Below are 21,995 nucleotides of genomic sequence, written 5' to 3'. Positions count from 1 at the left end.
GGAGATCACCAGGCGTGGGGTCTGGTTCATGAGGTCGCCTCCGCGGTCGTCTCGGCCTTCTCGTGGAACCGCTCGGCCACCGAGCGGATCAGCAGGTTCGCGACGAACCCGACCACCAGCACGCCGACCATCGTGAACAACGCCGGCCGGTACGCCGACGCGGTCAGCGTGCCCGGTTTGCCTTCGTGGTCGAGGAACCCGTTGATGATCAGCGGACCCGCGATCCCCGCCGCGGACCAAGCGGTCAGCAGCCGCCCGTGGATCGCGCCGACCTGGTACGTCCCGAAGAGGTCCCGCAGGTACGCCGGAGCGGTCGAGAACCCGCCGCCGTAGAACGAGATGATGATCGCGGCCAGCAGTACGAAGATCACTGTGCTGGTGTGCCCAACGGTCGCGAGCAACGCGTACGCGATGATCCCGACGCCGAGGTACATCGCGTAGATCGGCTTGCGGCCGATGTGGTCCGACGTCGTCGACCAGCCGAACCGCCCGCCCATGTTGAAGATCGAGAGCAGTCCGACGAACCCGGCCGCGGCCGCCACGGCGACGCTCGACTTCCCGTCGTCGCCGCGGAAGAAGTCCTGGATCATCGGGCTGGCCTGCTCGAGGATGCCGATCCCGGCGGTCACGTTGCAGAACAGCACCACCCAGAGGAACCAGAACTGCGGCGTCTTGATCGCGTTCGCCGCCGAGACGTTGGCGGTGGTGACGAGTGCCTTCTGCTGCACCGACGCCGAGTCGAAGCCGTCCGGCGTCCAGCCGTCGGCAGGCACCCGGATGTTGAAGACGCCGAACATCATGATCACGAAGTAGCCGATGCCGAGCGTCACGAACAGCCCGACCAGGGCCCCGCCGCCCGCCACCGACTTACTGACATTCGGGTCGTAGCCGGAGTCGTACAGGCCGAGCAGCTGGCGCGACACCGGGCTGGCCACCAGGGCTCCGCCGCCGAAGCCCATGATCGCGAGGCCGGTCGCGAGTCCTGGGCGGTCCGGGAACCACTTGATCAGCGTGGAGACCGGGGAGATGTAGCCGATGCCCAGTCCGATGCCGCCGATCACGCCGTACCCGAGGTAGACCAGCCAGAGCTGGCCGGTTCCGATACCCAGGGCGCCGACCAGGAAGCCGGCGGCCCAGAAGCAGGCGGCGACGAACATCGCCTTCCGCGGGCCGTTGCGCTCCACCCAGGTGCCACCGACGGCCGCGGACAGGCCGAGCATCACGATCGCGATGCTGAACACCACGCCGACCGCGGTCTGGCTGGTGTCGAAGTGCTTCACCATCGACGTCTTGTACACGCTCGTCGCGTACGCCTGGCCGATGCAGAGATGAACGGCCAGCGCGGCCGGCGGGATCAGCCAGCGGCTGTATCCCGGCGGTGCGACGGTGTGCTCCCGGTCGAGTATCGACAAGACTGCCATCACGGCTCCTTCTCGTCCCCCAGCTGACAACCCCTCGCGCATCTTGGCTTACTGTATGCATTTTGTGAAGTGTTAAACCATCCCCGCGCCGATCGTGTCGGGACGGGACAACCGAACCTGCGACCTGTGAGACTGGGGTCATGGCGATCTCGGCGAAGTTGTTGGGCGAGGACGAGTACGTCGTCGTCAGCACCCGGACGCACTGGAAGGCACTGATCGGCCCGGTCTTCTTGTTGCTCGTGGTGGCGGGCCTGGGTGGCTTCCTGGCCGCGATCGTGCCGTCCGGGTCGCTGCAGACCCCGGCCCGGATCGCGATCCTCGCGGTCGGCGTGGTGGTGCTCGCGATGTTCGCGGTGAAGCCGTTCCTGAACTGGTTCTTCTCCACGTACACGATCACCAACCGGCGGCTGATCACGCGGCACGGCGTCCTGACCCGGACCGGGCGGGACATCCCGCTGATGCGGGTCAACGACGTGTCCTACGAGCACGGCCTGATCGACCGGATGCTCGGCTGCGGCACGCTGCACATCGAGTCCGCCGGCGAGCGCGGTCAGGTGGTGCTGCCCGACGTACCGCACGTCGAGCACGTCCACCTGCAGATGTCCGACCTGCTGTTCGGCGGCCCGGACGGCAAACCCGGCGACGGCATCCTCGAGGACGAGGGTCCGCCCGAGCACATGCGCCGCCGCCCGCAGCAGTCCCAGCAGCAGGAGCAGCCGCGCGGCGACGACGGCGACACCATCTTCAGCTCCGACGACGACCGCCGCTAACTCCCGAGCAGCGCGGACGGGTACAGCTCCTCCGCCTTCGCCAGCAGGCGTCTGCTGGCGGTCAGGCAGCCGACATGGAAGCCGGTCGCGAACGGTGTTCCGCCGTTGATCGCACCGACCGGAGCGACCTGCGCCGCCAGCGCAACAAGCTGCTTGCGAATCTCCCGCCGGGCTTCCCGCTCGGACCAGGGCAGCCGCCAGCGCTCCAGCAGTCCGGCCCGCAGCGTGGTCGCAGCGGCGTGGTGCGCGTGCGCCTGCCGCGGCCAGGTGGATGGCGAGCGGCTTCGCGGGCGGGTCTGCGGTGATGGGGGCGTACAGCCGGTCGCCGAGGCTGCGGGCAGTCCGGCCCGGGTCCCGGGCGTAGCCGAGGACTTCGTCGCGTGCGGACGAGAGCCCGGCGCGCCGGCCGTCGGCGAACATGCTCCAGGCCTTCGGAGGACCGGCCACCAGCCCGTCCGCGACGTCCCGCAGGGCGTAGTGCAGCGTCGCGTAACCCTTCGGCTCGCCGACCTTTCGGAGCCGGTCGAGGGCTGCGGCGTTGTGTCGCCAGATCCGCTCGGCTTCTTCGAGAACCAAGGTCTCCGGCGACAGCTGGATCACCGAGCTGATGAACCTGTAGTCCGTGTACCCGTCGAACGTGCCGGCCAGGAGCTGCCGCGTCAGCTCCCGGGTATAGACGGCGTCCGGGGGTTGCCGGAGGTCCTGGTCAACGTCCATACCGCGAAGCTAATCGCGGCGCGATGACACCTCGATGACAGTGCGTGTCAGAAGATCTCCAGGCTTACCGGGCCGAGTGGCCAGCGGAGGGCGGTGGCCGTACGGGTCAGTGCGCCGGGGGTGTGTTCGACGACGCGGCCTGTGGTGGCGAATTCGGCGAGTGAGCGGTCGCCGAGGTAGGTCGCGCCGAGCTCGGTGGTCGTGAGGCTCAGGTCGGCGGGATCGTTGGTGGGCCCGCAGGTCGCCGACGTCTCGTCCGCGGTCAAGCGGAAGCGGCCGGTGTTCGCCGCGATCAGCTCGTCGGTCACGTCGAGTACGACATCGAGCGGCGCGGCGTACCGGCGTTGCTGCAGTGCTCGCGGTACGTCGGTCACGCGCACCCACAGCGAGTCGCCGAGCCGGCGGTCGAGGGAGGTCGGCATCCGGACCAGCTGCTGGAGCGGTTCGTCGACCGACGCATGGCCGTAGACGAGCTTCGCGCTGAGGTCCATCGTCAGCAGGTGCTGCCACAGCTCACGGTACGCGGTCGGGTCCGGCGCGGCGAGCTCTTCGACGTACACCTCGTTCGCCGGGCTGCCGCTCGGGAGCCAGTTCATCTTGCCGCGCCACAGTGCGTACCCGTCGATCGTGCCGTCGGCGTCGCGGTGCACCAGGATCTGCTGCGCGGTCCGCCCGTTGCGGTACTCGGCCTTGTCCTGCAGGTGTTTCTGCCAGAGCAGCTCCGACCGTCCGGACACTCCGGCGCGCTGCTCCTGCAGACGGCGCAGTACGGACGGAAGCTCCTTGATCGCCTCGTCCACCGTCAGTACGCCGAGCGCGCCGGGCCGGATCCGGTCGTTGGGCGGGCCAACGTGATGGAGGTCAACCTCGTAGCTCGCCTCGCGGGCCGCGGACCCGTACCCGAAACGGCCGTAGATGGCCGGTTCGCTCGCCCAGAGCACGGCGATCGCCTCGGGTACTTCGCGCAGCTGCCGCCCGATCAGGCTCGACATCACCCCGCGCCGCCGGTGCGTCGCGCGGACGCCGACCCCGGTCACGTGCGCGGCGTCGATCACCGCACCCGGCACCGACAGCTCCCGCGTCAGTGCGCGAGTCGTACCGATCAGCTCGTCGCCGTCCGTCGCCACCAACGCCCGCTCCGGCTCGAACAACTGCCGCCCGAGGTCGTCCGGCGAGGCGTCGAACATCATCGCCGCACCGAACAGCCCTGAGATCAGATCGTGCTCGTCCGCCCGCGCAACCCGCAGCTCCACGTCACCCATGCCCGCATCTTCACACGGGCCGGACGGGGCGGGCCAGCGCATTCACGCCGGCCCGGCGACGGTGCTAGCGGACGACGGGGATTTCGCCGGTGGATTCGCCGTCGAGCTCGGCGGGGGAGTCCGGGGCCGGGGCGTGCTCAGCCTCGTCGAGGACGATCTCTTCCTTGAACACGAACTTCCGGTACGACCAGAAGCGGAACAGCGTGCCGAGGCCGAGACCCACGAAGTTCGCCGCGATGTTGTCCGACAGCCAGCTGTGCAGATCCAGCACGTACCGGGAGAAGGCCAGACAGCCGGCCGCGATCAGCAGACCGATCCCGTTCAGTACGAAGAACAGCACGTACTCCCGGTGCAGGCCGGAACGCTCGCGGTGCCGCCACGTCCAGTACCGGTTCCCGAAGTACGTCGCGACGGTGGCGACGGTGGTCGAGATCAGCTTGGCCGTCAGCGGCTTGTGGTGCAGCATGCCGACCCCGGAGTCGGCGAGCACCAGCGGGTTGTTGAACACCAGCCAGTTGTAGATCGGCAGGTCCACGACCAGACCGAGGAGACCGACCAGCCCGAACTTGGCCACTTCGTGCACCAGGTGCTGGAACTGGTGGTACAGCTTGGTGACGAGCTTCAACGGGGTTCGGAGCCTTCTGTGATCAGATCATGACGATTGGGTCAGCCTCCCACGGTACCCGGCGAGTGGTCCGACCCCGAAATCGTCGGCCCGGCTGTCAGGACATTAGGCTCACGGCTGTGAAGTTCGAACGTAAGGATCTTCCTGCCGGTACGCCGGTGGTCGGCATGGTCGGCGGCGGGCAACTGGCCCGGATGACCCAGGAGACGGCCGTCGCGCTCGGTATCCAGCTCCGTGTGCTCGCCGAGGGCCCGGCGGTGTCGGCGGCCCAGGCGGTCGCGGATGCGCCGGTCGGCGACTACCGGGACCCCGGGACGGTACGCCGGTTCGCGGCCGAGTGTGACGTGGTGACGTTCGACCACGAACACGTACCGACCGACCTGCTGCGTACGCTCGAGGCGGACGGGATCGCGGTCCGCCCCGGTCCGGACGCGCTCGTGCACGCCCAGGACAAGGCGGTGATGCGGGCCCGGCTGGACACGTTCGACGCGCCCGCGCCGGTGCACCAGGTAGTCGCGACGCCGGACGAGGTCGTGGACTTCGCGAAGCGTGTCGGCGGCTTCCCGATCATCCTGAAGACCACCCGCGGCGGGTACGACGGCAAGGGCGTCTGGTTCGTCGACGGGCCGGACGACCCGCAGGTCGCGACCGCGTTCGGCAGCGGCGTACCGATCCTGGCCGAGGAGAGGGTCGACTTCGTCCGCGAGCTGTCCGCGATCGTGGCCCGGTCGCCGCACGGTCAGGCGGTCGCGTACCCGATCGTCGAGTCGGTGCAGCGGGACGGCATCTGCGTCGAGGTCACCGCGCCCGCACCGGGCCTGGATCCCGACCGAGCCGCGCTGGCACAGCAGACCGCGCTCCGGATCGCCGGTGAGCTCGGTGTCGTCGGTGTGCTCGCGGTGGAGATGTTCGAGGCCCGCGACGGCCGGCTGCTCGTCAACGAGCTGGCGATGCGCCCGCACAACACGGGGCACTGGTCGATCGACGGCGCGGTCACGTCCCAGTTCGAGAACCACCTGCGCGCGGTGCTCGACCTGCCGCTCGGGTCCCCGGCCGCGCGGGCGCCGTACACGGTCATGGTCAACGTGCTCGGCGGCGACGTCGAGGACATGCACCGCGGGCTCCTGCACTGCCTGGCCCGCGATCCCGGGCTGAAGGTGCACTTCTACGGGAAGTCGGTGAAGCCCGGCCGCAAGGTCGGCCATGTCACGGCGTACGGCGACGACCTGGAGCAGACCCGTGAACGCGCGCGGCACGCGGCGGCGTACCTGACCGGCACCATCGACGAATAGGGACTTGCTCATGATCGGGATCGTGATGGGGTCGGACAGTGACTGGCCGACGATGAAGGCGGCCGCGGAGGTGTGCGCCGAGTTCGAGGTGCCCTTTGAGGCAGATGTCGTCTCCGCGCACCGGATGCCGACCGAGATGATCGACTACGGAAGGTCAGCACACGGCCGCGGGCTCAAGGTGCTGATCGCCGGTGCCGGCGGGGCGGCGCACCTGCCCGGGATGCTCGCGTCGGTGACTCCGCTGCCGGTGATCGGGGTACCGGTACCGCTGAAATACCTCGACGGGATGGACTCGCTGCTGTCGATCGTGCAGATGCCGGCCGGAGTTCCGGTTGCGACGGTCTCGATCGGGAACGCTCGGAATGCGGGGCTGCTGGCGGTCCGGATCCTGGCCGCCTCCGACGAGGGGCTGCGGGACCGGATGATCGGGTTCCAGGAATCGCTCGCGGAGGTCGCCCGGGGGAAGGGCAGCACGGTGCGTGACGGGGCGGCAGAGTTGCGTAAAGACTGAGGTTTGCGCTGGTTTCCGAGGACGGGGGCGGGTAGTCGTGAGATCCCATCGGTTGTCGTTTAAGGTCGTCGATCGTGACTCCGCCCACTGATTCGGATACGCAGCGCATTCCGGTCCGCTATTGGATCTGGCTGTTCGGCGCTGCCGTGTCCCTCCTCGGCGACCTGACGATCAGCTTCGGCATCGGCTGGTCCGCCACCCGGCACGGCGGTGGTGTCGCCGGCCTGATCCTGCTGCTGGCGGCAGCGCCGCGCGCAGCGCTGCTCCTGGTGGGTGGAGCGGTCGGCGACCGGTACGGCGCTCCCCGCGTCCTGCTGGCGAGCTGTGCGGCGATGTTCGTGGTCACCTCGGCGCTGGTCGCCGCCTCGTCCGCGGTCGGGGAGCCGGTGTGGTTGCTGGTGATCGTTGCGCTGGTGGTCGGTTCGATCGACGCGTTCTTCCTGCCGTCCTCACGGGCGATGCCCCGGCTGCTCGTCCCGCCGCAGCAGGTCCCGCGGGCGCTCGCGAGCTTCCAGGTGACCGGCGTGGTGTTCGCCGTCACCGGTACGGCGGTGGGCGGCGTCCTGGTCGGCTGGGCCGGGCTCAAGGCGGCGGCCGGGTTCGACGCGCTGACGTTCGCCGTGATGATCGTCGTACTGATCGTGCTGCGGAAGACGATGGCTCCGGCCGGCCGGATGCCGAGCGGCATGCTGCGGTCGATCGGCGCCGGGCTCCGGGTGGTCTTCGGACGTCCGCTGACCCGCGCGCTGCTGATCACGATGACCGTTGCGGCCGGCCTGCTGATGCCGCTCGACGCGCTGCTGTTTCCGTTGCTCGCCCGCGACCACGGCTGGAACGCCACCACCGCAGGTCTGCTGATCGCCAGCCGGAGCCTCGGAGTCGGCGTGATCGCCTTGCGGATCCTGATGCGCGGCGCATTCCCGCGGCCGGGCATCGTCGCCGCGGTTGGTCTGCTGATCGCGGCCGTCGGGCTGTTCGGGCTGTCGATCTTCGAGCCGCTGCCGTTGACGTTCGCGTCCGGTGTGCTGAGCGGGATCGGCGTCGGGACGTTCACCGGTCACGTACTGCCCCTGCTGATGAACTCGGTGGAACGGGAGTTCCAGTCGCGGCTGCAGTCGATCGTCGTGCTCTGCCAGAACATCGCGCTGATGGTGATGAACCCGGTGCTCGGCGGGCTGGCCGACGTCAACGGTCTGGGGATCACCGGAGTCTGCCTGGGCATCTCGGTGTTCGCCGCGCTGACCGGCTGCGTGGTCCTGAGCCGCCCGGTCGTCCGGGCGGCTGTCGTCGCTTAAGGCCTGCTGCTCAATGCCTGCCGGGGGCGCGGTAGGTCCAGCCGGCCGCGCGCCAGGCAGCCATGTCCAGGCTCAGGCGGGCGTCGACGACGACCGGGTCCGTGACGACGTCCTTGAGCGTGACCGGGTCGAGCTCGCGGAACTCGGGCCATTCGGTGAGGTGCAGTACGGCGTGCGCGTCCCGGCAGGCCTCGAGTGCGGTCGGGGCGTAGCGCAGCGTCGGGCGGACGCGACGGGCGTTCTCCATCGCCTCCGGGTCGAAGACCGTGACGTTCGCGCCGTGCAGCTGGATCCGGCCGGCCACGTCCAGCGCGGGCGAATCGCGGACGTCGTCCGTACCGGCCTTGAATGCCGCGCCGAGCACGGTGACGTTCTTCCCGACCCACTCGCCGCCGAGCAGTTCGTGGGTGAGGTCAACGATCCGGGCGCGCCGGTGCTGGTTGATGTCGTCGACCTCGCGCAGGAACGTGATCACCTCTTCGACGCCGAGCTCGCCGGCACGGTGCATGAATGCGCGCAGGTCCTTCGGCAGGCAGCCGCCGCCGTACCCGGGGCCGGCGTTCAGCATTCCGCGGCCGATCCGCTTGTCGTGCCCGAGCGCGTCGGCCAGTTGGGTGACGTCGGCGCCGGTCGCGTCGGCCATCTCGGCGAGCGCGTTGATGAACGAGATCTTCGTGGCCAGGAAGGCGTTCGCACCGGCCTTCACCAGCTCCGCGGTCGGCAGGTTGCAGACCACGACCGGTGAGCCCTCGGCGATCGGAGTCGCGAACACGTCGCGCAGCCGGCTCTCCGCCCTTTCCGACTGCACACCGAAGACCAGGCGGTCCGGGTGCAGCGTGTCGTCGACGCCGTGCGCCTCGCGGAGGAACTCCGGCTGCCAGGCGATCTCGACGCCGGTACCGGCCGGAGCCTCGGCGTGGAAGCGGGTCTCGACGATCTTCGACGTACCGACCGGGACCGTGGAGCGCCCGACCACGAGCACCGGCCTGGTCAGCAGCGGCGCGAGCATGGTGACGACCGAGTGCACCTGGGACAGGTCCGCGGCCTCACTGCCCTCGAGTTGCGGCGTGCCGACGCAGATGAAATGCACGTCGGCCCAGTCGGCGATCTCGGTGTAGTCGTTGGTGAACCGCAGCCGGCCGGACCCGGTGTGCTTCTTCAGCAGCGGGTCCAGCCCGGGTTCGTACAGCGGGGCCTTGCCGTCGTTCAGCAGTTTCAGCCGGTGTTCGTCGATCTCGACCCCGATCACGTCGAAACCGAACTCGGCCATCCCCGCGGCGGTGTTCGCGCCGAGGTAGTTGGTGCCGATCACGGCGATCCGCAGCGGACGGGACGTCGCTTCACTCATGCCGGGGACTCTACCCATCGTGGTTATCAGCGGGTGACCGGTGTATGGCCGCGGGCCTTCCAGGGCGTGCGGAGTTGGTCACTTTCGGCGTACGACGTCCCCCGCGCGCGATTGGTTCGTCGTACAGTGCAACTCGTGAGTAACTCATTCGAGCTGTACGCGCTGTCCGAGGAGCACCAGGCGATCCGCGACGCCGTCCGCGACGTCTGCGACGCCAAGGTTGCCCCGCACGCCGGGGACGTGGACGAGCTGGCCGAGTTCCCCAAGGCGTCGTACGACGCGCTGAAGGCCTCGGACTTCCACGCGCCGCACATCCCGGAGCAGTACGGCGGCGCCGGCGCGGACGCGCTCGCCACGGTGATCGTGATCGAGGAGGTCGCCCGCGCGTGCGCCTCGACCTCGCTGATCCCGGCTGTGAACAAGCTCGGCTCACTGCCGCTGCTGCTGTCCGCCTCCGACGAGGTGAAGCAGCGGTACCTGCCGCCGGTGGCCGCGGGTGACTCGATGTTCTCGTACTGCCTGTCGGAGCCTGAGGCCGGCTCGGACGCGGTGTCGATGAAGACCCGTGCGGTGCGCGACGGCGATGAATACGTACTCAACGGTGTGAAGCGCTGGATCACCAACGCCGGCGTCAGCGACTTCTACACCGTGTTCGCGGTCACCGACCCGGACGCTCGGTCCCGCGGGATCTCGGCCTTTGTGGTCGAGAAGGCCGACGAGGGTGTGTCCTTCGGTGCGCCGGAGAAGAAGCTCGGCATCAAGGGTTCGCCGACGCGCGAGGTGTACTTCGACAACGTCCGGATCCCGGCGTCGCGGTTGATCGGAGAGCCCGGCACCGGCTTCGCGACCGCGATGGCGACGCTGGACCACACCCGCGTGACGATCGCCGCGCAGGCGCTCGGGATCGCGCAGGGTGCGCTCGACTACGCGCTCGGGTACGTCAAGGAGCGCAAGCAGTTCGGCAAGGCGATCGCGGAGTTCCAGGGGCTGCAGTTCATGCTCGCGGACATGGGCATGAAGATCGAGGCGGCCCGTCAGCTCACGTACGCCGCGGCGGCCCGGTCGGAGCGCGGCGACAGCGACCTGACGTACTTCGGCGCCGCCGCCAAGTGCTTCGCCTCGGACGTCGCGATGGCCGTCACCACCGACGCCGTCCAGCTCCTCGGCGGCTACGGCTACACCCACGACTACCCGGTCGAGCGCATGATGCGCGACGCCAAGATCACCCAGATCTACGAAGGCACCAACCAGGTCCAGCGCATCGTGATGGCCCGCCAGTTGCTGAAGGGCATCAGCTGACGACTTGAGTCTCTCCCACCGGGAGGGTTGATGGTTGTCGGCATGAGCACAGACATCAGTGAGTTCGCAGGCGAGTACTTTGCCGCGGCGGTGGATCCTGAGCGCGAACGGTATTTCGCGCTGTTCGCGGACGACGTTGTCGTTCATGACGACGGTCGGACGCATCGCGGGCTCGCCGACGTACGCGCCTGGCGAGCCGAGGTTCCGTCGGTGCAGTACGCGGTCCACGAGGTGAGTGGCGATCCGGCCGCGTGCGTGGCGGTTGCGGAGATCTCCGGGGACTTCCCAGGTAGCCCGGTCGTGCTGCGTTTCTCCTTCGAGCGTGACGTTCAGGGCAGAATCACTCTGCTGGACATTGCGCCCTGAGCGCCGGGACGAGTAGGGAGCGGATGCGTGATGCGGACGCGGCTGACGATCGGGGAGTTCTCCCACATCACGCATCTGAGCATCCGCACCTTGCGGCGGTACCACGAGCAGGATCTGCTCGTACCGGCTGAGGTCGACCCGTTCAGCGGCTATCGCTACTACTCGCCCGAGCAGGTGCGCCCGGCCCTGACCATCCGGCGCTTCCGCGAACTGGACCTTCCGCTCGCCGATCTGCGCCGTTACCTCCACGCCATGTCGCCGGCCGCCGACGGGGAGGGCCTCGACGTCGGTCAGGAAGTTGTTGCGGCGCATTTGCGGCGGCTCGAAGATCGGCTCGGGCGTACGCAGCGGGCGGTGGAGGCGTTGCGTGAGCTCCTCGATCCTGCCGTCGAGCGTCCAGTGGCCCTCGAAGTGCTTCCGGCCCAGCGGGTTCTCGCGGTCACGCTCGACGTACCGCCCGGATCGGACCTGACCTGGTACGACGCCGCGATGCGCGACCTCGACGCCGCCGTGGACCGCCGGCCGGTCCTGCCGCCAGGCGGTCGCTACGCGCACGAGCTGTTCAGCGAAGGAAGCGGCCGCGCCACCGTCTACCTACCAACCGCCACCGCACCACCCTCCGCCACTGCACTACCAGCTGGCGCCGCGCTGCCCTCCGGCGGGCCTAGCACTGTCCGTGAGCTCGACCTGCCTGAGCGCAGGGCAGCGGTTGCGACTCACGTGGGGTCGCACGAGGACCTCGACCTCACGTACGGCGCCGTCGGCTCGTTCGCGGCCCGCCACGACCTGCGCCCGCAGGAGCTGGTCGAGGAGATCTACCTAGTAGGCCCCCGCGACACGGACCACCCCGACCGCTGGCGAACCCTCGTCGCCTGGCTCATCGAGACCCCGAACTGACCAGGGCGTCTTTGGGCGTCCACCAACCACTTTTGCGGCTCGTTTGATGTACCGGCTCGACAGGACATGTGTGGTGGTCGGGTAGTGCGGTTGAGCGTGAATGCGCCCGCGTGTACACCGTCTCACCGGTGCACTACCTGTCCAGCTGTCCGCCCCGCTCAATCGTGGAGCGAGCCCTGAGAGGCTGCGGCGAAGCACTCCTGGATGGACTACGGTGTGCGTTCAGTTGCTAGGTCCGGGAGGTTCACGGGGTGGCGGATGTGTTCGCCGGGCGGTTCGAACTCCTCGAGCCGATCGGGTCCGGCGGGGCCGGGACCGTCTGGCAGGCGTGGGACCGGCGGCAGGAGCGGTTCTGCGCGGCGAAGGTCCTGCGGCAGCGTGATGCCGGGGCGTTGCTGCGTTTCGTCCGTGAGCAAGGTCGCCGCTTGGACCACCCGAACGTACTCTCGCCGTACGGCTGGGCGGCCGACGACGACCTGGCGTTGCTGGCGATGGATCTGGTCGGCGGCGGCTCGGTCGACCACCTGGTCGCGGACTTCGGACCGCTGCCGCCGCGGCTGGCCGCCGAACTGCTGAGCCAGCTGCTCGGCGCGCTCGACAAGATCCACACCGCCGGCGTCGTGCACCGCGACGTGAAGCCGGCGAACCTCCTGCTCGAGACGACCGGAACCGCGCGACCGATGCTGCGGCTGAGCGACTTCGGCATCGCGATCGCGCTCGGCGAGCCCAGGCTGACCGTCCACGGCACAGTCGTCGGTACGCCCGGCTACCTGGCGCCCGAGGCTCTCGCCGGCGCCGCACCATCTCCGGCCCAGGACCTGTACGCCGCCGGCGTCACCGCGTGGCAACTCCTGACCGGCACCGAGCCCCCCGAACGCGGAACCCCGCCGACCACTCCGGCCCCGCCGACCAGTGCGATGACTCCGACCGACGCTGGCGCCGACGACCCGATCTGGACTGTCGTCACCGCCTTGACCAGCCCTGACCCCACCAACCGCCCCCAGTCCGCCGCTGCAGCCCTCGCCGACCTCGCGCCGATCCTCGCCGAGCCGCTCAAACTCCCCGTACGAACCGCCGACGGCGAAGTAGTCGAAGTCTTCAACCACCTCCCGCCGCCCCCACCTCACCACACCCAGCCCCCGACCACCCCAACCCTCGAGCTACCTCCCGACGCACCACACCCGTCACCCGACGCACCACCACACCCAGCCCCTGAGCCGGCGGAAGGTTCGGCGGTGGGTCCGGCGCCGGAGTCAGCGGCAGATCCAGCGCCTGAGCCAGCGGCAGGTCCCCTGGTGGATCCGGCGATGGGCTCGGCGGTGGGGTCGGGGGGTGGGCCTGCGGTGGTTGGGCGGGTGGGGCGTCGGGTTTTGCGGCTGCCTGTGGTTGTGGGGGTGGTTGTTGTGCTTGCTCTTGGCGGTGGTGGGGTCGCGGCGCTGCGATCGGATTTCGGTCCGTTCGGCGACTCGCCGAGCCGGCCGACGACCGACCCGAGCAAGGAGCCGTCCGGTGACCCTTCAGCCGGTCCGACCTCGGGTGCCACCCAACCCACAACCGCCGCGACGGATCCGCCGGTCACACGCTCGGCGGATCCGTCGATCAGGGCTGGTGGGGATTGCGGCTGGCAGGCTGCAGGGTCGGCGGAGACGGCTGCTGACGGCACTCGGGTCGAGTGCCGTCAGCAAGGCCAGTCGTACCGCTGGGTGAAGGCCGGTTAGAACCACAGCCGGGCGTCGTGACTGCATCGCTCCGCTGCCCCTCCCCAACGGTCGCGGTTGTCGCCGGCCGGCACGTTTCTTGGCGCGACGTTAGTTGGGCCAGGTCGGGCCGGACGGGCGGCGGGTGCGGAGGATCAGGGCGATAGCGATCCCCGCCACCGCGAGGAGGGCCGCGGCGCCTCCGATGACGAAGGGCAGGGCCGAGTTGGAGTCCTTCTCGGTAGCCGTACCTTCGATCGGTCCGCCGGCCTCCGGGTTCGACGCCGAGCTGCCGGAGTCGGTAGGGGTGCTGCTCGACGACGGCTCGGGCGTGCCGGTCGGCGTCGGTTCCGGTGTGCTGCCCACGGCGCTGTACTGCGGACCGTCCACCTTCGTACCGGCGACGGCGAGATCGATCTTGATCGGGACGCCGCTCGCGCCGGCGTCCGCGGCGCCGAGCTTGACGACCAGGTAGTACCAGCCGTCGACCGCCATCTTCCGGACGTCCGCGTTGTTGCCGTCGCGGTTCAGGTACATCACTCGCGACGTGGCGATCGGCTTGCCGTTGGAGGGCAGCGTCATCGTCTCCCCGGTGTAGGCGGTTGTGTCGCTGTCGATCTCGTCCCGCACCGGGTTGAACAGCGCGGTCCAGACGTTGGTCGTCTGCCCGTCAGGCGCTCCGCCGTACGTCACGCGATACGCCAGCCCCTGCCCCCAGTCGAGCTTCACCCGGTAGTACAGCTGCTCGCCGTAGAACACCGTCTCCGCGTACCGGCCCGGCCCGGCCAGGGTGGTGGCCTCGTTGAATGAGCCGCCGCCACGAACCGCCTTGCCGGCACCCGCCGGCTGGTTGGCGAACTCGACCCGCGCCGCCTGTGCAGGCTCGCCCTTGTCGCCGGTAACCGGCGGCTCGACCCGCACCAGGAGCTCGACCGGCACCCTGTCGGTCCCCTTGTTGTCGCGGGTGATCCGCAGCACGTACCGCCCCGGCTCGTCGCAGCTCGTGCCCTGCCCGGTGCCGTCCGCCAGCTTGTCCCAGCGCAGCACTGTGCTCAGGCTGCCGCCGTCGGCCTTGGCCCGGGTGTGCAGCTGCCGCTCGCGCTTGTTGCAGTCCGCGCCGCCCGGCCCGGTGATCCGAATGTCCAGCGCCTCGATGTCGCGGACGTTGCCGCGCGGGAAGACGGCGGTTGCGGCGAAGTACAGCGTCTCGCCTTCCTTCAGGTCGACGGCGTAGAAGCGCTCCTCCTGCGAGTTCAGGGTGTCGACGTACTGGCCGGGCGCGACCGCCGGTGCGGTGGTCGGATCGTTGGTCCCGGTGATCGGCTTGCCGACCGGCTCGTAGTGCCGCAGCGCCCGCTCGGTGACCCGGCCGAGGACACCGGTCAGGGTGCCGGCGTCATCGGCGTCGTGGTACGTACCGCCCGTGGTCTGCGCGATGCAGGCGAGCTGCGCACGCGCTGCGGCGTCGACCCGGAAGCCGATGGTGTGAACGTGCAGGTCGATGCCCTGCTTGTGCAGTTCCTTGGCGACCGCGCACGGCTGCGGCGGGGCGCAGGTGTCCTCACCGTCGGAGACCAGCACGATCGAGCGCTGCCCTTCCGCGGGGAGTTGTGTTGCCGCCGTACGCAGCGCCTGCCCGATCGGGGTGTAGCCACGGGCCTGTGCTCGGGTCACTGCCGCCTTCAGCGCCGGCTTGTTCACCGCGCCGACCGGCTGGACCACCTGGACGTCGCGGCAGCCGGCGGCCTTCTCGGACCCGGATGAGCCAGTCCCCGCGCCGTAGATCGCGAGCCCGACCTGGGCCTGTGCCGGCAGCCCGTCGACCATGTTCGTGACCGCGCGCTTGGCGGCGTCCATCCGGGTGCCGGGGCCGCCGGCGTCGCGAGCCTTCATCGAGCCCGAGGAGTCCAGCACGACCATCACCGGCGAGTACGGGTCCGCCACGGGGGTCGCGGAGGCGTTTGCAGATTGAAAGACGGTGACGAGCCCGACGGCGGCCAGCAGCGCGACGGTACGGCGTATCATGGCGACTCCAGTGTTTGCAGATCGGAACGATGGCGAGCCTATCGTTTGCATTTGTGATTTGCAACCGCAAAGTTCGGAGGTTCTGTGACCGACTCGCACACCCGCAACGTCGAGCGGCAGATCGCCTGGTACGGCGAGCCGCTCGGTGACCGGTTCGGCCGGCTGCTGGCGCGGCTCAGCCTCTCGCAGGCGCAGCTCGCCGCGGTACTCGGGCTCTCGGCGCCCATGTTGTCGCAGCTGATGTCCGGTCATCGGTCGAAGATCAGCAGCCCCGCGGTCCTGGCCCGGCTGCTGCAGTTGGAGGCCATGGTCAGCGACGCCGACTGGGACGGCCTGGCGCCGGACGAGCAGGCGCGCAGGCTGGCGGACGTTCGCGCGGCGGAGCGGTCCACGCTGACGATGGTGACTTCCGACGTACAGGCATCACCCCCGGCCCAGAACCCCGGCGCGGGCGATCCGGTGGCGGTGATCCAGGGCGTACTGCGGGCCGTGGCATCGGCCGCCGAGCTCGAGGGCGCGGCCCGTCTGCTCGAGCAGGATCACCCAGACCTGGCGGAGGCCCTGCGGGTGCTCGGGACCGGGCGAACGCCGGACGCTCGCGCGTACTACGCCCGGCTGATCGGCTGAGTCAGAGGGCGTTCGCGACCGCGGTGACGTAGGCCGGCCGCTACGCCGCGTTCTGGCACAACCAGCAACGCTCCGCCGGCTGGCACCTCGAAGGCTCTACTCCAGCCGCCGACCGTCCAGCTTGAGGCGGCGGACTGTGGTTTCGGGGAAGCGGCCTCGGTCCCGGACGTCGGGGTACGGGGTGATGGTGGGCGAACGGCCTTCTACCGTGGCGATTTCCTGGAGGAGCCGGGCGCGAAGGTCTGAGGTGATCTCCTGGTGGCCGGCGCTGTCGATGAGGTTGTCCAGCTCGTACGGGTCAGCCTGCAGGTCGTACAGAGCGCGCTCGGTGTACGCATCCGCCGCTGGTGCGTCGCCCGCGTCGGGGGCGTGCACGTAGTACTTCCAGCGGTTCGTACGCAGCGCCCGTCCGACCTCGGACTCGCTCACCTGGATCAGTACGGCCTCGCGCCTGGACTCCCGCAGCGGTGCTCCATCCAGATGATCCGGCAAGGGGATCTCGGCGGCATCGAGCAGTGTCGGTACGACGTCCACTGTGCTGACCGGAGTCGTGACGCGAGCGCCGCCGCGGTAGCCAGGACCCTCGACGACCAACGGCACGCGCACCGAGCCGTCGTGCGGTGAGCGCTTGTACTCGCCGTTGCGGGTCTTGAAGTGCGAGCCGTGGTCGGACGTGTACAGCAGCAGGGTGTCGTCGGTCAGGTCGAGGCTGACCAGTGCATCGCGCAGGCGGCCCAGGCACTCGTCGACGCGTTTGATCTGGCCGTAGTACCCCGCGGCGTGCTGGTGGGCCGTACCGGGCAGGCTCGCCAGGTCGGGTGGCAACCACGCTCCGGTGTAGGTGTCGCGATAGACCTCCGGGGCCGGGTAGTCGTCGTGCTCGTTCTGGTGATGCGGCTCGATCAGCGAGAGGAACAACAGGAACGGGCGGTCGTCCTCCGAGGCGCGGGTGACGTAGCGGATGGCCGCGTCGGTCAGCGCGTCCGGCCGGTAGCCGGGAAGGAAAACGGGTTCCCCGTTTCCGTCGGACACCACGGTCCGGTACGCGTCGGAGGTGAACTCGAGCAGGTTGGACGCCAGCCAGTACTGGTACCCGGCCTGTTCCTCGGCGGGCACCGGATCCGCGCTGCCCAGGTGCCACTTGCCGATGTACGCGGTCTGATAGCCGGCTGCACCGAAGAGCCGGCCGAGCGTCGGGGCGTCGGTCGGCAGCGAAACGTTGTTTCGGAAAACGCCGGTGTTTGTCGGAAACATTCCGGTCTGCATTGCCGCGCGGGCCGGCGCACAGACCGGGTTGGTGGTGCACGCGGCGTCGAACATCGTGCCGCGCCGCGCCATCAGGTCGAGGTTGGGCGTCAGCCCCAGCGGGCAGCCGGCCGCGCCGACGGTGTCCCAGCGCTGCTGGTCGGTGAAGAAGACGATGACATTGGGCCTGTTGGGGCGCATCAAAGAGCTCTCATTTCAGTCCGGACAAGGCGATGCCCTCGACGAGGAACTTCTGCGTCACCACGAAGAAGAGGGCGGTCGGGATGAACAGGATCAGCGCACCGGCCGCGGTCAGGTTCCACTGCGTGAAGTACTCCTGGTTGAACAGCGTCAGGCCGATCGGCAGCGTCCGCATCTCGGTCCGGCTGGTGGCGATCAGCGGCCAGAGGAACTCGTTCCACTGGAAGACGAACGTGAACAGGCCGAGCACCGCCATGGCCGGCTTGCACTGCGGCAGGATCACCCGCAGGTAGATCCGGAACTCGCCGGCGCCGTCCACCCGGGCCGCCTCGATCAGTTCGTCCGGCAGCGGCCGGATGAACTGCCGCATCAGAAAGATGCCGTAGGCATCCATCAGGAACGGCACGATCAGCCCCTGGTAGCTGTCGATCCAGCCCAGGCTCGCGAAGATCGAGTAGATCGGCAGCATCCGGACGAAGAACGGCACCATCAGCGTGGAGAGTACGGCGATGAACGCGATCCGCTTGCCGGGGAAGTCCAGCTTCGCGAACACGTACCCGACCAGCGGGTCGAAGATCAGGTGCGACACCGTGATCGCGCCGGCCATCACGAGGCTGTTCAGGAAGAAGCGCCCGAACGGTGCGGCCTCGAACAGGCGGGTGAAGTTCCCCCACTGCGGATCCGACGGCCAGAGCACCGGATCGCCGGACTGCACCTCGCCGTCGCTCTGCAGCGCGAGCACGATCATGTAGAGCAGCGGAAGTACGGTGACCAGGGCCAGCGCAACCAGGACGACGTACGCGGCGATCCGGTCGCCGGGGAAGAGGCGTTCACGTAGTTGTTCACGCATGGTCCCGGTCTCCGATCCGCAGCTGCACCAGGGACAGGATCAGTACGACGATGAGCAGCAACAGGGACAGTGCGGAGGCGTACCCGAAGTCGTTGTCGTTGAACGCGACGATGAACAGCCGGTGCGCGTACAGCGAGGTCGCGTTGCCCGGCCCGCCACCGGTGACGATGTACGGCAGCGCGAACTGCTGCAGCGTGCTGATCAGTCCGATGATCGACACGAACAACGTGGTCGGCGTGAGCAGCGGCAGCGTGATCGAGACGAACCGCCGCCAGGGCCCGGCGCCGTCGATCCGCGCCGCCTCGTAGTACAGACCCGGAATGCCCTGCAGACCGGCGAGGAACAGGACCATCGTGTAGCCCGCGCTGGACCAGACGGTGATGCCGACGATCGTCGCCAGTGGATGCGTGCTGAGCCAGGTCTGTCCGGGCAGACCGATTGCCTCGAGCAACCGGTTCAGGATGCCGACCTGCGGATCGAGGATGTTCCGCCAGAGCAGGCCGATGATCGACACCGACGTCAGGTACGGGATCAGCAGCACGGACCGGAACAGCGTCCGCCCGCGCAGGGACTGGTTGAGGATGACGGCCAGCCCGAGGCCCACCGCCGTACCGACGATCAGGGTGCCGGCGGCGTAGACCAGCGTGATCAGGAACGAGTGCAGGATCTCGGGATCACCGAACGCACGGGTGAAGTTGCCGAACCCGATGAACGACGTCCCGTCGGCGTCGTACGCGCCGGTGAGCAGCTGGTTGCCGATCGGGAGGAAGAACAGCAGGACGAAGAACAGCACTGCCGGGGTGAGGAAGAGCCATGCGGTCAGCGCCTGACGGCGACGGATCACAGCGCGGCCCCGGCCTGCTTGCGGAAGTCGTCCAGCGTCGGGCCGACCGGCGCGTGCTGGATGATCATCTGCTGGTACGCCTTCTTCCAGAGCTCGTTGATCTGCGCTGCCTTGCCGCTCGCCGACAGCGCGATGTCCTGCTTGGCCACGACCGCGAGCGACTTCGCGATCACCGCCATGTTCGGGTCCGCGGTGACGGACGGATCCGAGGCCCAGCTCTTCCGCGGCATCGACATCCCGGCCTCCTTGGTCGCGGCCAGTTCGGTCTTCACCGCACCGAGCCGCGTGATCAGCTCCCAGGACAGCTTGGGGTCCTTGGCCTTGGCCGGGATCATCAATCCGGACCCCGCCATCGCAGCGGACTGCACGGCGCCGGTCAGCGGGACAGCGACACCGAGTTCGAGGTCGGGACTGCCCTGCCGGATCGGGCCGATGTCCCACGGCCCGGAGACGAACATCGCGGCCCGCTGCGCGGAAAACAGTTTCTGCGGGCCCGAGTAGTCGGTCGTCGCGACCGGTGCAGGGGAGACCTTGTCGGCGTAGACGAGGTCCTGCAGGAACTGCAGCGCCTTCAGCGCCGCGTCGCCCGGTTGCATGAACTGCTTGGCCGCAACGTCGCTGAAGTCGACCTTCTGCTGGTTGTAGTACGGCGCGGCGTAGCTCGGGTCGGAGTTGAGCGAACAGCCGGAAACCTTGTCTTTCGTGGCGCCCTTCGCGGCCTCGAGGAACTCGTCCCACGTGGTCGGAGGCGTCTGGATCATCGCCTTGTTGTAGAAGAGCAGGCCGTTCGCGGTCAGGTGCAGCGGCACCGAGTAGGTCTTGCCCTCGTACTGCCGGGCGACCACTGCCTGGTCCAGGTAGTCCCCGGGGAAACCGAATTCCTTGTCCGCGCTCGCGAAGTCGTCCAGCGCCAGCACATGGCCGGCCAGCCCGTACTGCGTTCCGGTGCCGGCGGAAACTTCCTCGACCAGGTCCGGAACGTTTCCGGAACGGAAATCCGCGGTCAGCTTGGTGGTCAGGTCGGGCCACTGGAACTTCTGCCAGTTGATCTGCAGGTCGTGGTCCTTGCCGAACTGGTCGAGCACCTCCTGGTACGCCTTGTAGCCGTGGCCGGCGTTCCAGTAGATGGTGAACGTGCGGCTGTCCTGCTTCTTCGAGGCGGGTTTGGCCGGCGAGCATCCGGCCTCGGCGGCACCGACGGCACCGAGCACGGTGACACCGAGACCGAGGCGCAGGAACGAGCGGCGGTCGAACGAGTACATGGTGAACCTTTCAGGCTGATTCGCGATGGTTCAGCACCCAGGGCATGGACAGTTCCCGGGCCGGGAGCGCCGGGTCGTCGATGCGGGCGAAGAGCGCCTCGGCCATCTCGGTGAAGTCGAGTTGCTGCATGCCCACGCTGGTCAGGGGCGGCAGCGAGTACGCCGCCTCGCGGGTGTTGCCGGTGCCGATCACGGCCAGGTCGTCCGGTACCTTGACGCCCCGGTCGACCGCGGCCTGCAATGCGGCGAATCCACCCCGGTCGGACTCCGAGACGATCGCGTCCGGCGGGTTCGGGGCGTCGAGCAGGTCGCGGACCACCAGGACCGCGTCCTCACGGGAGGCCGCGCCGATCCGGACCAGCCCGGGATCGACCGCGCGGCCGGCCGCCTGCAGCGCGTCGACGTACCCCAGGTAGCGGTCCTCGTGGGCGCCGGTGTGGGACAGGAACGCGATCCGCTCGCGGCCCGCGTCGATCAGGTACGTCGTGGCCTCGGCGAGGGCGCGCCGCGCATTGTTGCGGATCACGTCCACGCCAGGCATCCGGAGCGTGTCGCTGAAGGCCATCAAGGCACGGGTGGAACGCCGGGCCGCGGTCAGATCGAGATCGTCGCTGAGGCCGCCGACGAAGATCGCACCGTCGACGTGGCCCCGGGTGATCACCCGGAGGGATTGCGCAGCGCGGTCCAGGCGACGGACCGGGACGCCGATCACCGAGTAGCCGCGGGCCGCCGCGATGTCCTCGCACTGCATGGTGAGGTGGTCGAGCCACGGTCCGACCGGCGGCCCGTAGACGATCGCGATCAGCTCCGACCGCTGCCGCCGCAGGCTCCGTGCCGCGGTATTGCCCTTGTACCCGAGGCGGCGCGCGGCCTCCTCGACCCGCTTGCGGGTCGGCTCCGGCAACGGGGTGGTCCGGCCGGCCCGGCCGCTCAGGACGTACGAGCAGGTGGCGACGGAGACCCCTGCGGCCTCCGCCACCTCACGAAGCGTCGTACGCTCTTCCCGAGACATGGTGAAAGCATTAACCTGGCCGCAAGAGCAGTCAATGCCTAATTGTTGGTTAATTTAGTGCACATTTAACCAGGGCTGGGGTCACGCTGCCCGGGCGGGTTCAGCGCCCGGGCAGCGTGCTCCTCCCACCCACCAACTCGTGGTGGTTCGAGGGGTCAGCCGCGCTCGGGATCGGCGCCGGCTGCCTTGGTGACGCGGTCGCCGACCTCCAGCTGCTTCCAGAGGTCGCGCTTGACCTTGACGTCGCGCACATCGCCGCCGTCGACCTGTACTTCGAGCTTGCGGTAGAGGTTCGCGCCGTCGTACATGGCGCGGGACTTCTTCACGACGACTCCGGTCCAGGCGTCCCCGTCGGCCATTGGTCACTCCTTCGTCACGGTGCGTGTGCGGCTGAAGCTTATCACCGATAACCATCCCGCCGCGGATGCC

The 21,995-nt window shown here is 68.9% G+C and carries 20 protein-coding genes; 9 read left to right on the top strand and 11 right to left on the bottom strand.

Annotated features, from left to right (window positions below; genetic code table 11):
• Window positions 1-26: 26 nt before the first annotated feature.
• Window positions 27-1,421, bottom strand: coding sequence for an OFA family MFS transporter (locus ACGFI6_RS06255; protein ID WP_393115602.1), 1,395 nt, complete (start codon window positions 1,419-1,421; stop codon window positions 27-29).
• Between the two features lie 140 nt (window positions 1,422-1,561).
• Here ACGFI6_RS06255 and ACGFI6_RS06250 point away from each other — a divergent pair, with 140 nt between their 5' ends.
• Window positions 1,562-2,191 (top strand): PH domain-containing protein, encoded by a 630-nt coding sequence (locus tag ACGFI6_RS06250; protein ID WP_393115601.1) that lies wholly within the window; start codon window positions 1,562-1,564, stop codon window positions 2,189-2,191.
• A gap of 764 nt (window positions 2,192-2,955) precedes the next feature.
• Here ACGFI6_RS06250 and ACGFI6_RS06245 read toward each other — a convergent pair.
• Together ACGFI6_RS06245 and ACGFI6_RS06240 are read right to left on the bottom strand one after the other, a co-directional pair.
• On the bottom strand, window positions 2,956-4,170 hold the full coding sequence (locus ACGFI6_RS06245; protein ID WP_393115600.1) for a GNAT family N-acetyltransferase: 1,215 nt from the start codon (window positions 4,168-4,170) through the stop codon (window positions 2,956-2,958).
• A gap of 64 nt (window positions 4,171-4,234) precedes the next feature.
• Window positions 4,235-4,795, bottom strand: a complete 561-nt coding sequence (locus ACGFI6_RS06240; RefSeq protein WP_393115599.1) for a GtrA family protein — start codon at window positions 4,793-4,795, stop codon at window positions 4,235-4,237.
• A 119-nt stretch (window positions 4,796-4,914) separates the two neighbouring features.
• Between ACGFI6_RS06240 and ACGFI6_RS06235 the strand changes: the two genes are divergently transcribed.
• The 3 genes from ACGFI6_RS06235 to ACGFI6_RS06225 all read left to right on the top strand — a co-directional run bounded on the left by ACGFI6_RS06235 (window position 4,915) and on the right by ACGFI6_RS06225 (window position 7,893).
• Complete coding sequence (locus ACGFI6_RS06235) at window positions 4,915-6,087, top strand: 5-(carboxyamino)imidazole ribonucleotide synthase (RefSeq protein ID WP_393115598.1); 1,173 nt, start codon at window positions 4,915-4,917, stop codon at window positions 6,085-6,087.
• Between the two features lie 10 nt (window positions 6,088-6,097).
• On the top strand, window positions 6,098-6,598 hold the full coding sequence (purE, locus tag ACGFI6_RS06230; RefSeq protein ID WP_393115597.1) for a 5-(carboxyamino)imidazole ribonucleotide mutase: 501 nt from the start codon (window positions 6,098-6,100) through the stop codon (window positions 6,596-6,598).
• Between the two features lie 74 nt (window positions 6,599-6,672).
• Complete coding sequence (locus ACGFI6_RS06225) at window positions 6,673-7,893, top strand: MFS transporter (protein WP_393115596.1); 1,221 nt, start codon at window positions 6,673-6,675, stop codon at window positions 7,891-7,893.
• 10 nt (window positions 7,894-7,903) lie between these two features.
• Here the strand turns inward: ACGFI6_RS06225 and ACGFI6_RS06220 are convergent, their stop codons facing one another.
• Window positions 7,904-9,241: a UDP-glucose dehydrogenase family protein gene (locus ACGFI6_RS06220; RefSeq protein WP_393115595.1), complete on the bottom strand. Its 1,338-nt coding sequence runs from the start codon at window positions 9,239-9,241 to the stop codon at window positions 7,904-7,906.
• A gap of 135 nt (window positions 9,242-9,376) precedes the next feature.
• On the opposite strand from ACGFI6_RS06220, the gene ACGFI6_RS06215 reads away from it, so the two are divergent.
• From ACGFI6_RS06215 to ACGFI6_RS06200, 4 genes are all read left to right on the top strand, one after another.
• Window positions 9,377-10,540, top strand: a complete 1,164-nt coding sequence (locus tag ACGFI6_RS06215; RefSeq protein WP_393115594.1) for an acyl-CoA dehydrogenase family protein — start codon at window positions 9,377-9,379, stop codon at window positions 10,538-10,540.
• A 42-nt stretch (window positions 10,541-10,582) separates the two neighbouring features.
• A complete protein-coding gene (locus ACGFI6_RS06210; protein ID WP_393115593.1) occupies window positions 10,583-10,906 on the top strand; it encodes a nuclear transport factor 2 family protein in 324 nt (107 codons plus the stop codon).
• A gap of 30 nt (window positions 10,907-10,936) precedes the next feature.
• Window positions 10,937-11,803 carry a MerR family transcriptional regulator gene (locus ACGFI6_RS06205; RefSeq protein ID WP_393115758.1) on the top strand — a complete coding sequence of 289 codons (867 nt, stop codon included), beginning with the start codon at window positions 10,937-10,939 and terminating at the stop codon, window positions 11,801-11,803.
• A 251-nt stretch (window positions 11,804-12,054) separates the two neighbouring features.
• Window positions 12,055-13,521: a serine/threonine-protein kinase gene (locus tag ACGFI6_RS06200; RefSeq protein WP_393115592.1), complete on the top strand. Its 1,467-nt coding sequence runs from the start codon at window positions 12,055-12,057 to the stop codon at window positions 13,519-13,521.
• A gap of 90 nt (window positions 13,522-13,611) precedes the next feature.
• On the opposite strand, the gene ACGFI6_RS06195 is transcribed toward ACGFI6_RS06200, so the two are convergent.
• The gene (locus ACGFI6_RS06195) at window positions 13,612-15,525 is read right to left on the bottom strand and encodes a VWA domain-containing protein (protein WP_393115591.1); all 1,914 of its coding nucleotides are present in this window, start codon (window positions 15,523-15,525) and stop codon (window positions 13,612-13,614) included.
• Window positions 15,526-15,609: 84 nt separating this feature from the next.
• Here ACGFI6_RS06195 and ACGFI6_RS06190 point away from each other — a divergent pair, with 84 nt between their 5' ends.
• A complete protein-coding gene (locus ACGFI6_RS06190) occupies window positions 15,610-16,152 on the top strand; it encodes an XRE family transcriptional regulator (RefSeq protein ID WP_393115590.1) in 543 nt (180 codons plus the stop codon).
• 96 nt (window positions 16,153-16,248) lie between these two features.
• On the opposite strand, the gene ACGFI6_RS06185 is transcribed toward ACGFI6_RS06190, so the two are convergent.
• The 6 genes from ACGFI6_RS06185 to ACGFI6_RS06160 all read right to left on the bottom strand — a co-directional run bounded on the left by ACGFI6_RS06185 (window position 16,249) and on the right by ACGFI6_RS06160 (window position 21,925).
• Window positions 16,249-17,598 (bottom strand): sulfatase-like hydrolase/transferase, encoded by a 1,350-nt coding sequence (locus ACGFI6_RS06185; protein WP_393115589.1) that lies wholly within the window; start codon window positions 17,596-17,598, stop codon window positions 16,249-16,251.
• Between the two features lie 10 nt (window positions 17,599-17,608).
• Window positions 17,609-18,448 (bottom strand): carbohydrate ABC transporter permease, encoded by an 840-nt coding sequence (locus tag ACGFI6_RS06180; protein WP_393115587.1) that lies wholly within the window; start codon window positions 18,446-18,448, stop codon window positions 17,609-17,611.
• Entirely contained in the window at window positions 18,441-19,292 is an 852-nt protein-coding gene (locus tag ACGFI6_RS06175) for a carbohydrate ABC transporter permease (RefSeq protein WP_393115586.1), read from the bottom strand. The genes ACGFI6_RS06180 and ACGFI6_RS06175 overlap by 8 nt, the downstream gene beginning before the upstream one ends.
• Window positions 19,289-20,554 carry an extracellular solute-binding protein gene (locus tag ACGFI6_RS06170; protein WP_393115585.1) on the bottom strand — a complete coding sequence of 422 codons (1,266 nt, stop codon included), beginning with the start codon at window positions 20,552-20,554 and terminating at the stop codon, window positions 19,289-19,291. Before ACGFI6_RS06170 ends, ACGFI6_RS06175 begins: the two co-directional genes overlap by 4 nt.
• Window positions 20,555-20,564: 10 nt before the next feature.
• Window positions 20,565-21,566, bottom strand: coding sequence for a LacI family DNA-binding transcriptional regulator (locus tag ACGFI6_RS06165; protein ID WP_393115584.1), 1,002 nt, complete (start codon window positions 21,564-21,566; stop codon window positions 20,565-20,567).
• 155 nt (window positions 21,567-21,721) lie between these two features.
• Window positions 21,722-21,925 (bottom strand): hypothetical protein, encoded by a 204-nt coding sequence (locus ACGFI6_RS06160; RefSeq protein WP_393115583.1) that lies wholly within the window; start codon window positions 21,923-21,925, stop codon window positions 21,722-21,724.
• Window positions 21,926-21,995: the final 70 nt, after the last annotated feature.

It is taken from the genome of Kribbella sp. NPDC048928 (assembly GCF_043197975.1).
Lineage (GTDB): Bacteria > Actinomycetota > Actinomycetes > Propionibacteriales > Kribbellaceae > Kribbella.
Note: the sequence above shows the minus strand (reverse complement) of the source record. Positions and strands in the feature narration are given on the sequence as shown.

Coding starts and splice junctions, on each gene's coding strand:
- ACGFI6_RS06255 (WP_393115602.1), bottom strand. CDS start 1,421: ATGGCAGTCTTGTCGATACTCGACCGGGAGCACACCGTCGCACCGCCG.
- ACGFI6_RS06250 (WP_393115601.1), top strand. CDS start 1,562: ATGGCGATCTCGGCGAAGTTGTTGGGCGAGGACGAGTACGTCGTCGTC.
- ACGFI6_RS06245 (WP_393115600.1), bottom strand. CDS start 4,170: ATGGGTGACGTGGAGCTGCGGGTTGCGCGGGCGGACGAGCACGATCTG.
- purE (WP_393115597.1), top strand. CDS start 6,098: ATGATCGGGATCGTGATGGGGTCGGACAGTGACTGGCCGACGATGAAG.
- ACGFI6_RS06220 (WP_393115595.1), bottom strand. CDS start 9,241: ATGAGTGAAGCGACGTCCCGTCCGCTGCGGATCGCCGTGATCGGCACC.
- ACGFI6_RS06210 (WP_393115593.1), top strand. CDS start 10,583: ATGAGCACAGACATCAGTGAGTTCGCAGGCGAGTACTTTGCCGCGGCG.
- ACGFI6_RS06205 (WP_393115758.1), top strand. CDS start 10,937: ATGCGGACGCGGCTGACGATCGGGGAGTTCTCCCACATCACGCATCTG.
- ACGFI6_RS06195 (WP_393115591.1), bottom strand. CDS start 15,525: ATGATACGCCGTACCGTCGCGCTGCTGGCCGCCGTCGGGCTCGTCACC.
- ACGFI6_RS06185 (WP_393115589.1), bottom strand. CDS start 17,598: ATGCGCCCCAACAGGCCCAATGTCATCGTCTTCTTCACCGACCAGCAG.
- ACGFI6_RS06180 (WP_393115587.1), bottom strand. CDS start 18,448: ATGCGTGAACAACTACGTGAACGCCTCTTCCCCGGCGACCGGATCGCC.
- ACGFI6_RS06170 (WP_393115585.1), bottom strand. CDS start 20,554: ATGTACTCGTTCGACCGCCGCTCGTTCCTGCGCCTCGGTCTCGGTGTC.
- ACGFI6_RS06165 (WP_393115584.1), bottom strand. CDS start 21,566: ATGTCTCGGGAAGAGCGTACGACGCTTCGTGAGGTGGCGGAGGCCGCA.
- ACGFI6_RS06160 (WP_393115583.1), bottom strand. CDS start 21,925: ATGGCCGACGGGGACGCCTGGACCGGAGTCGTCGTGAAGAAGTCCCGC.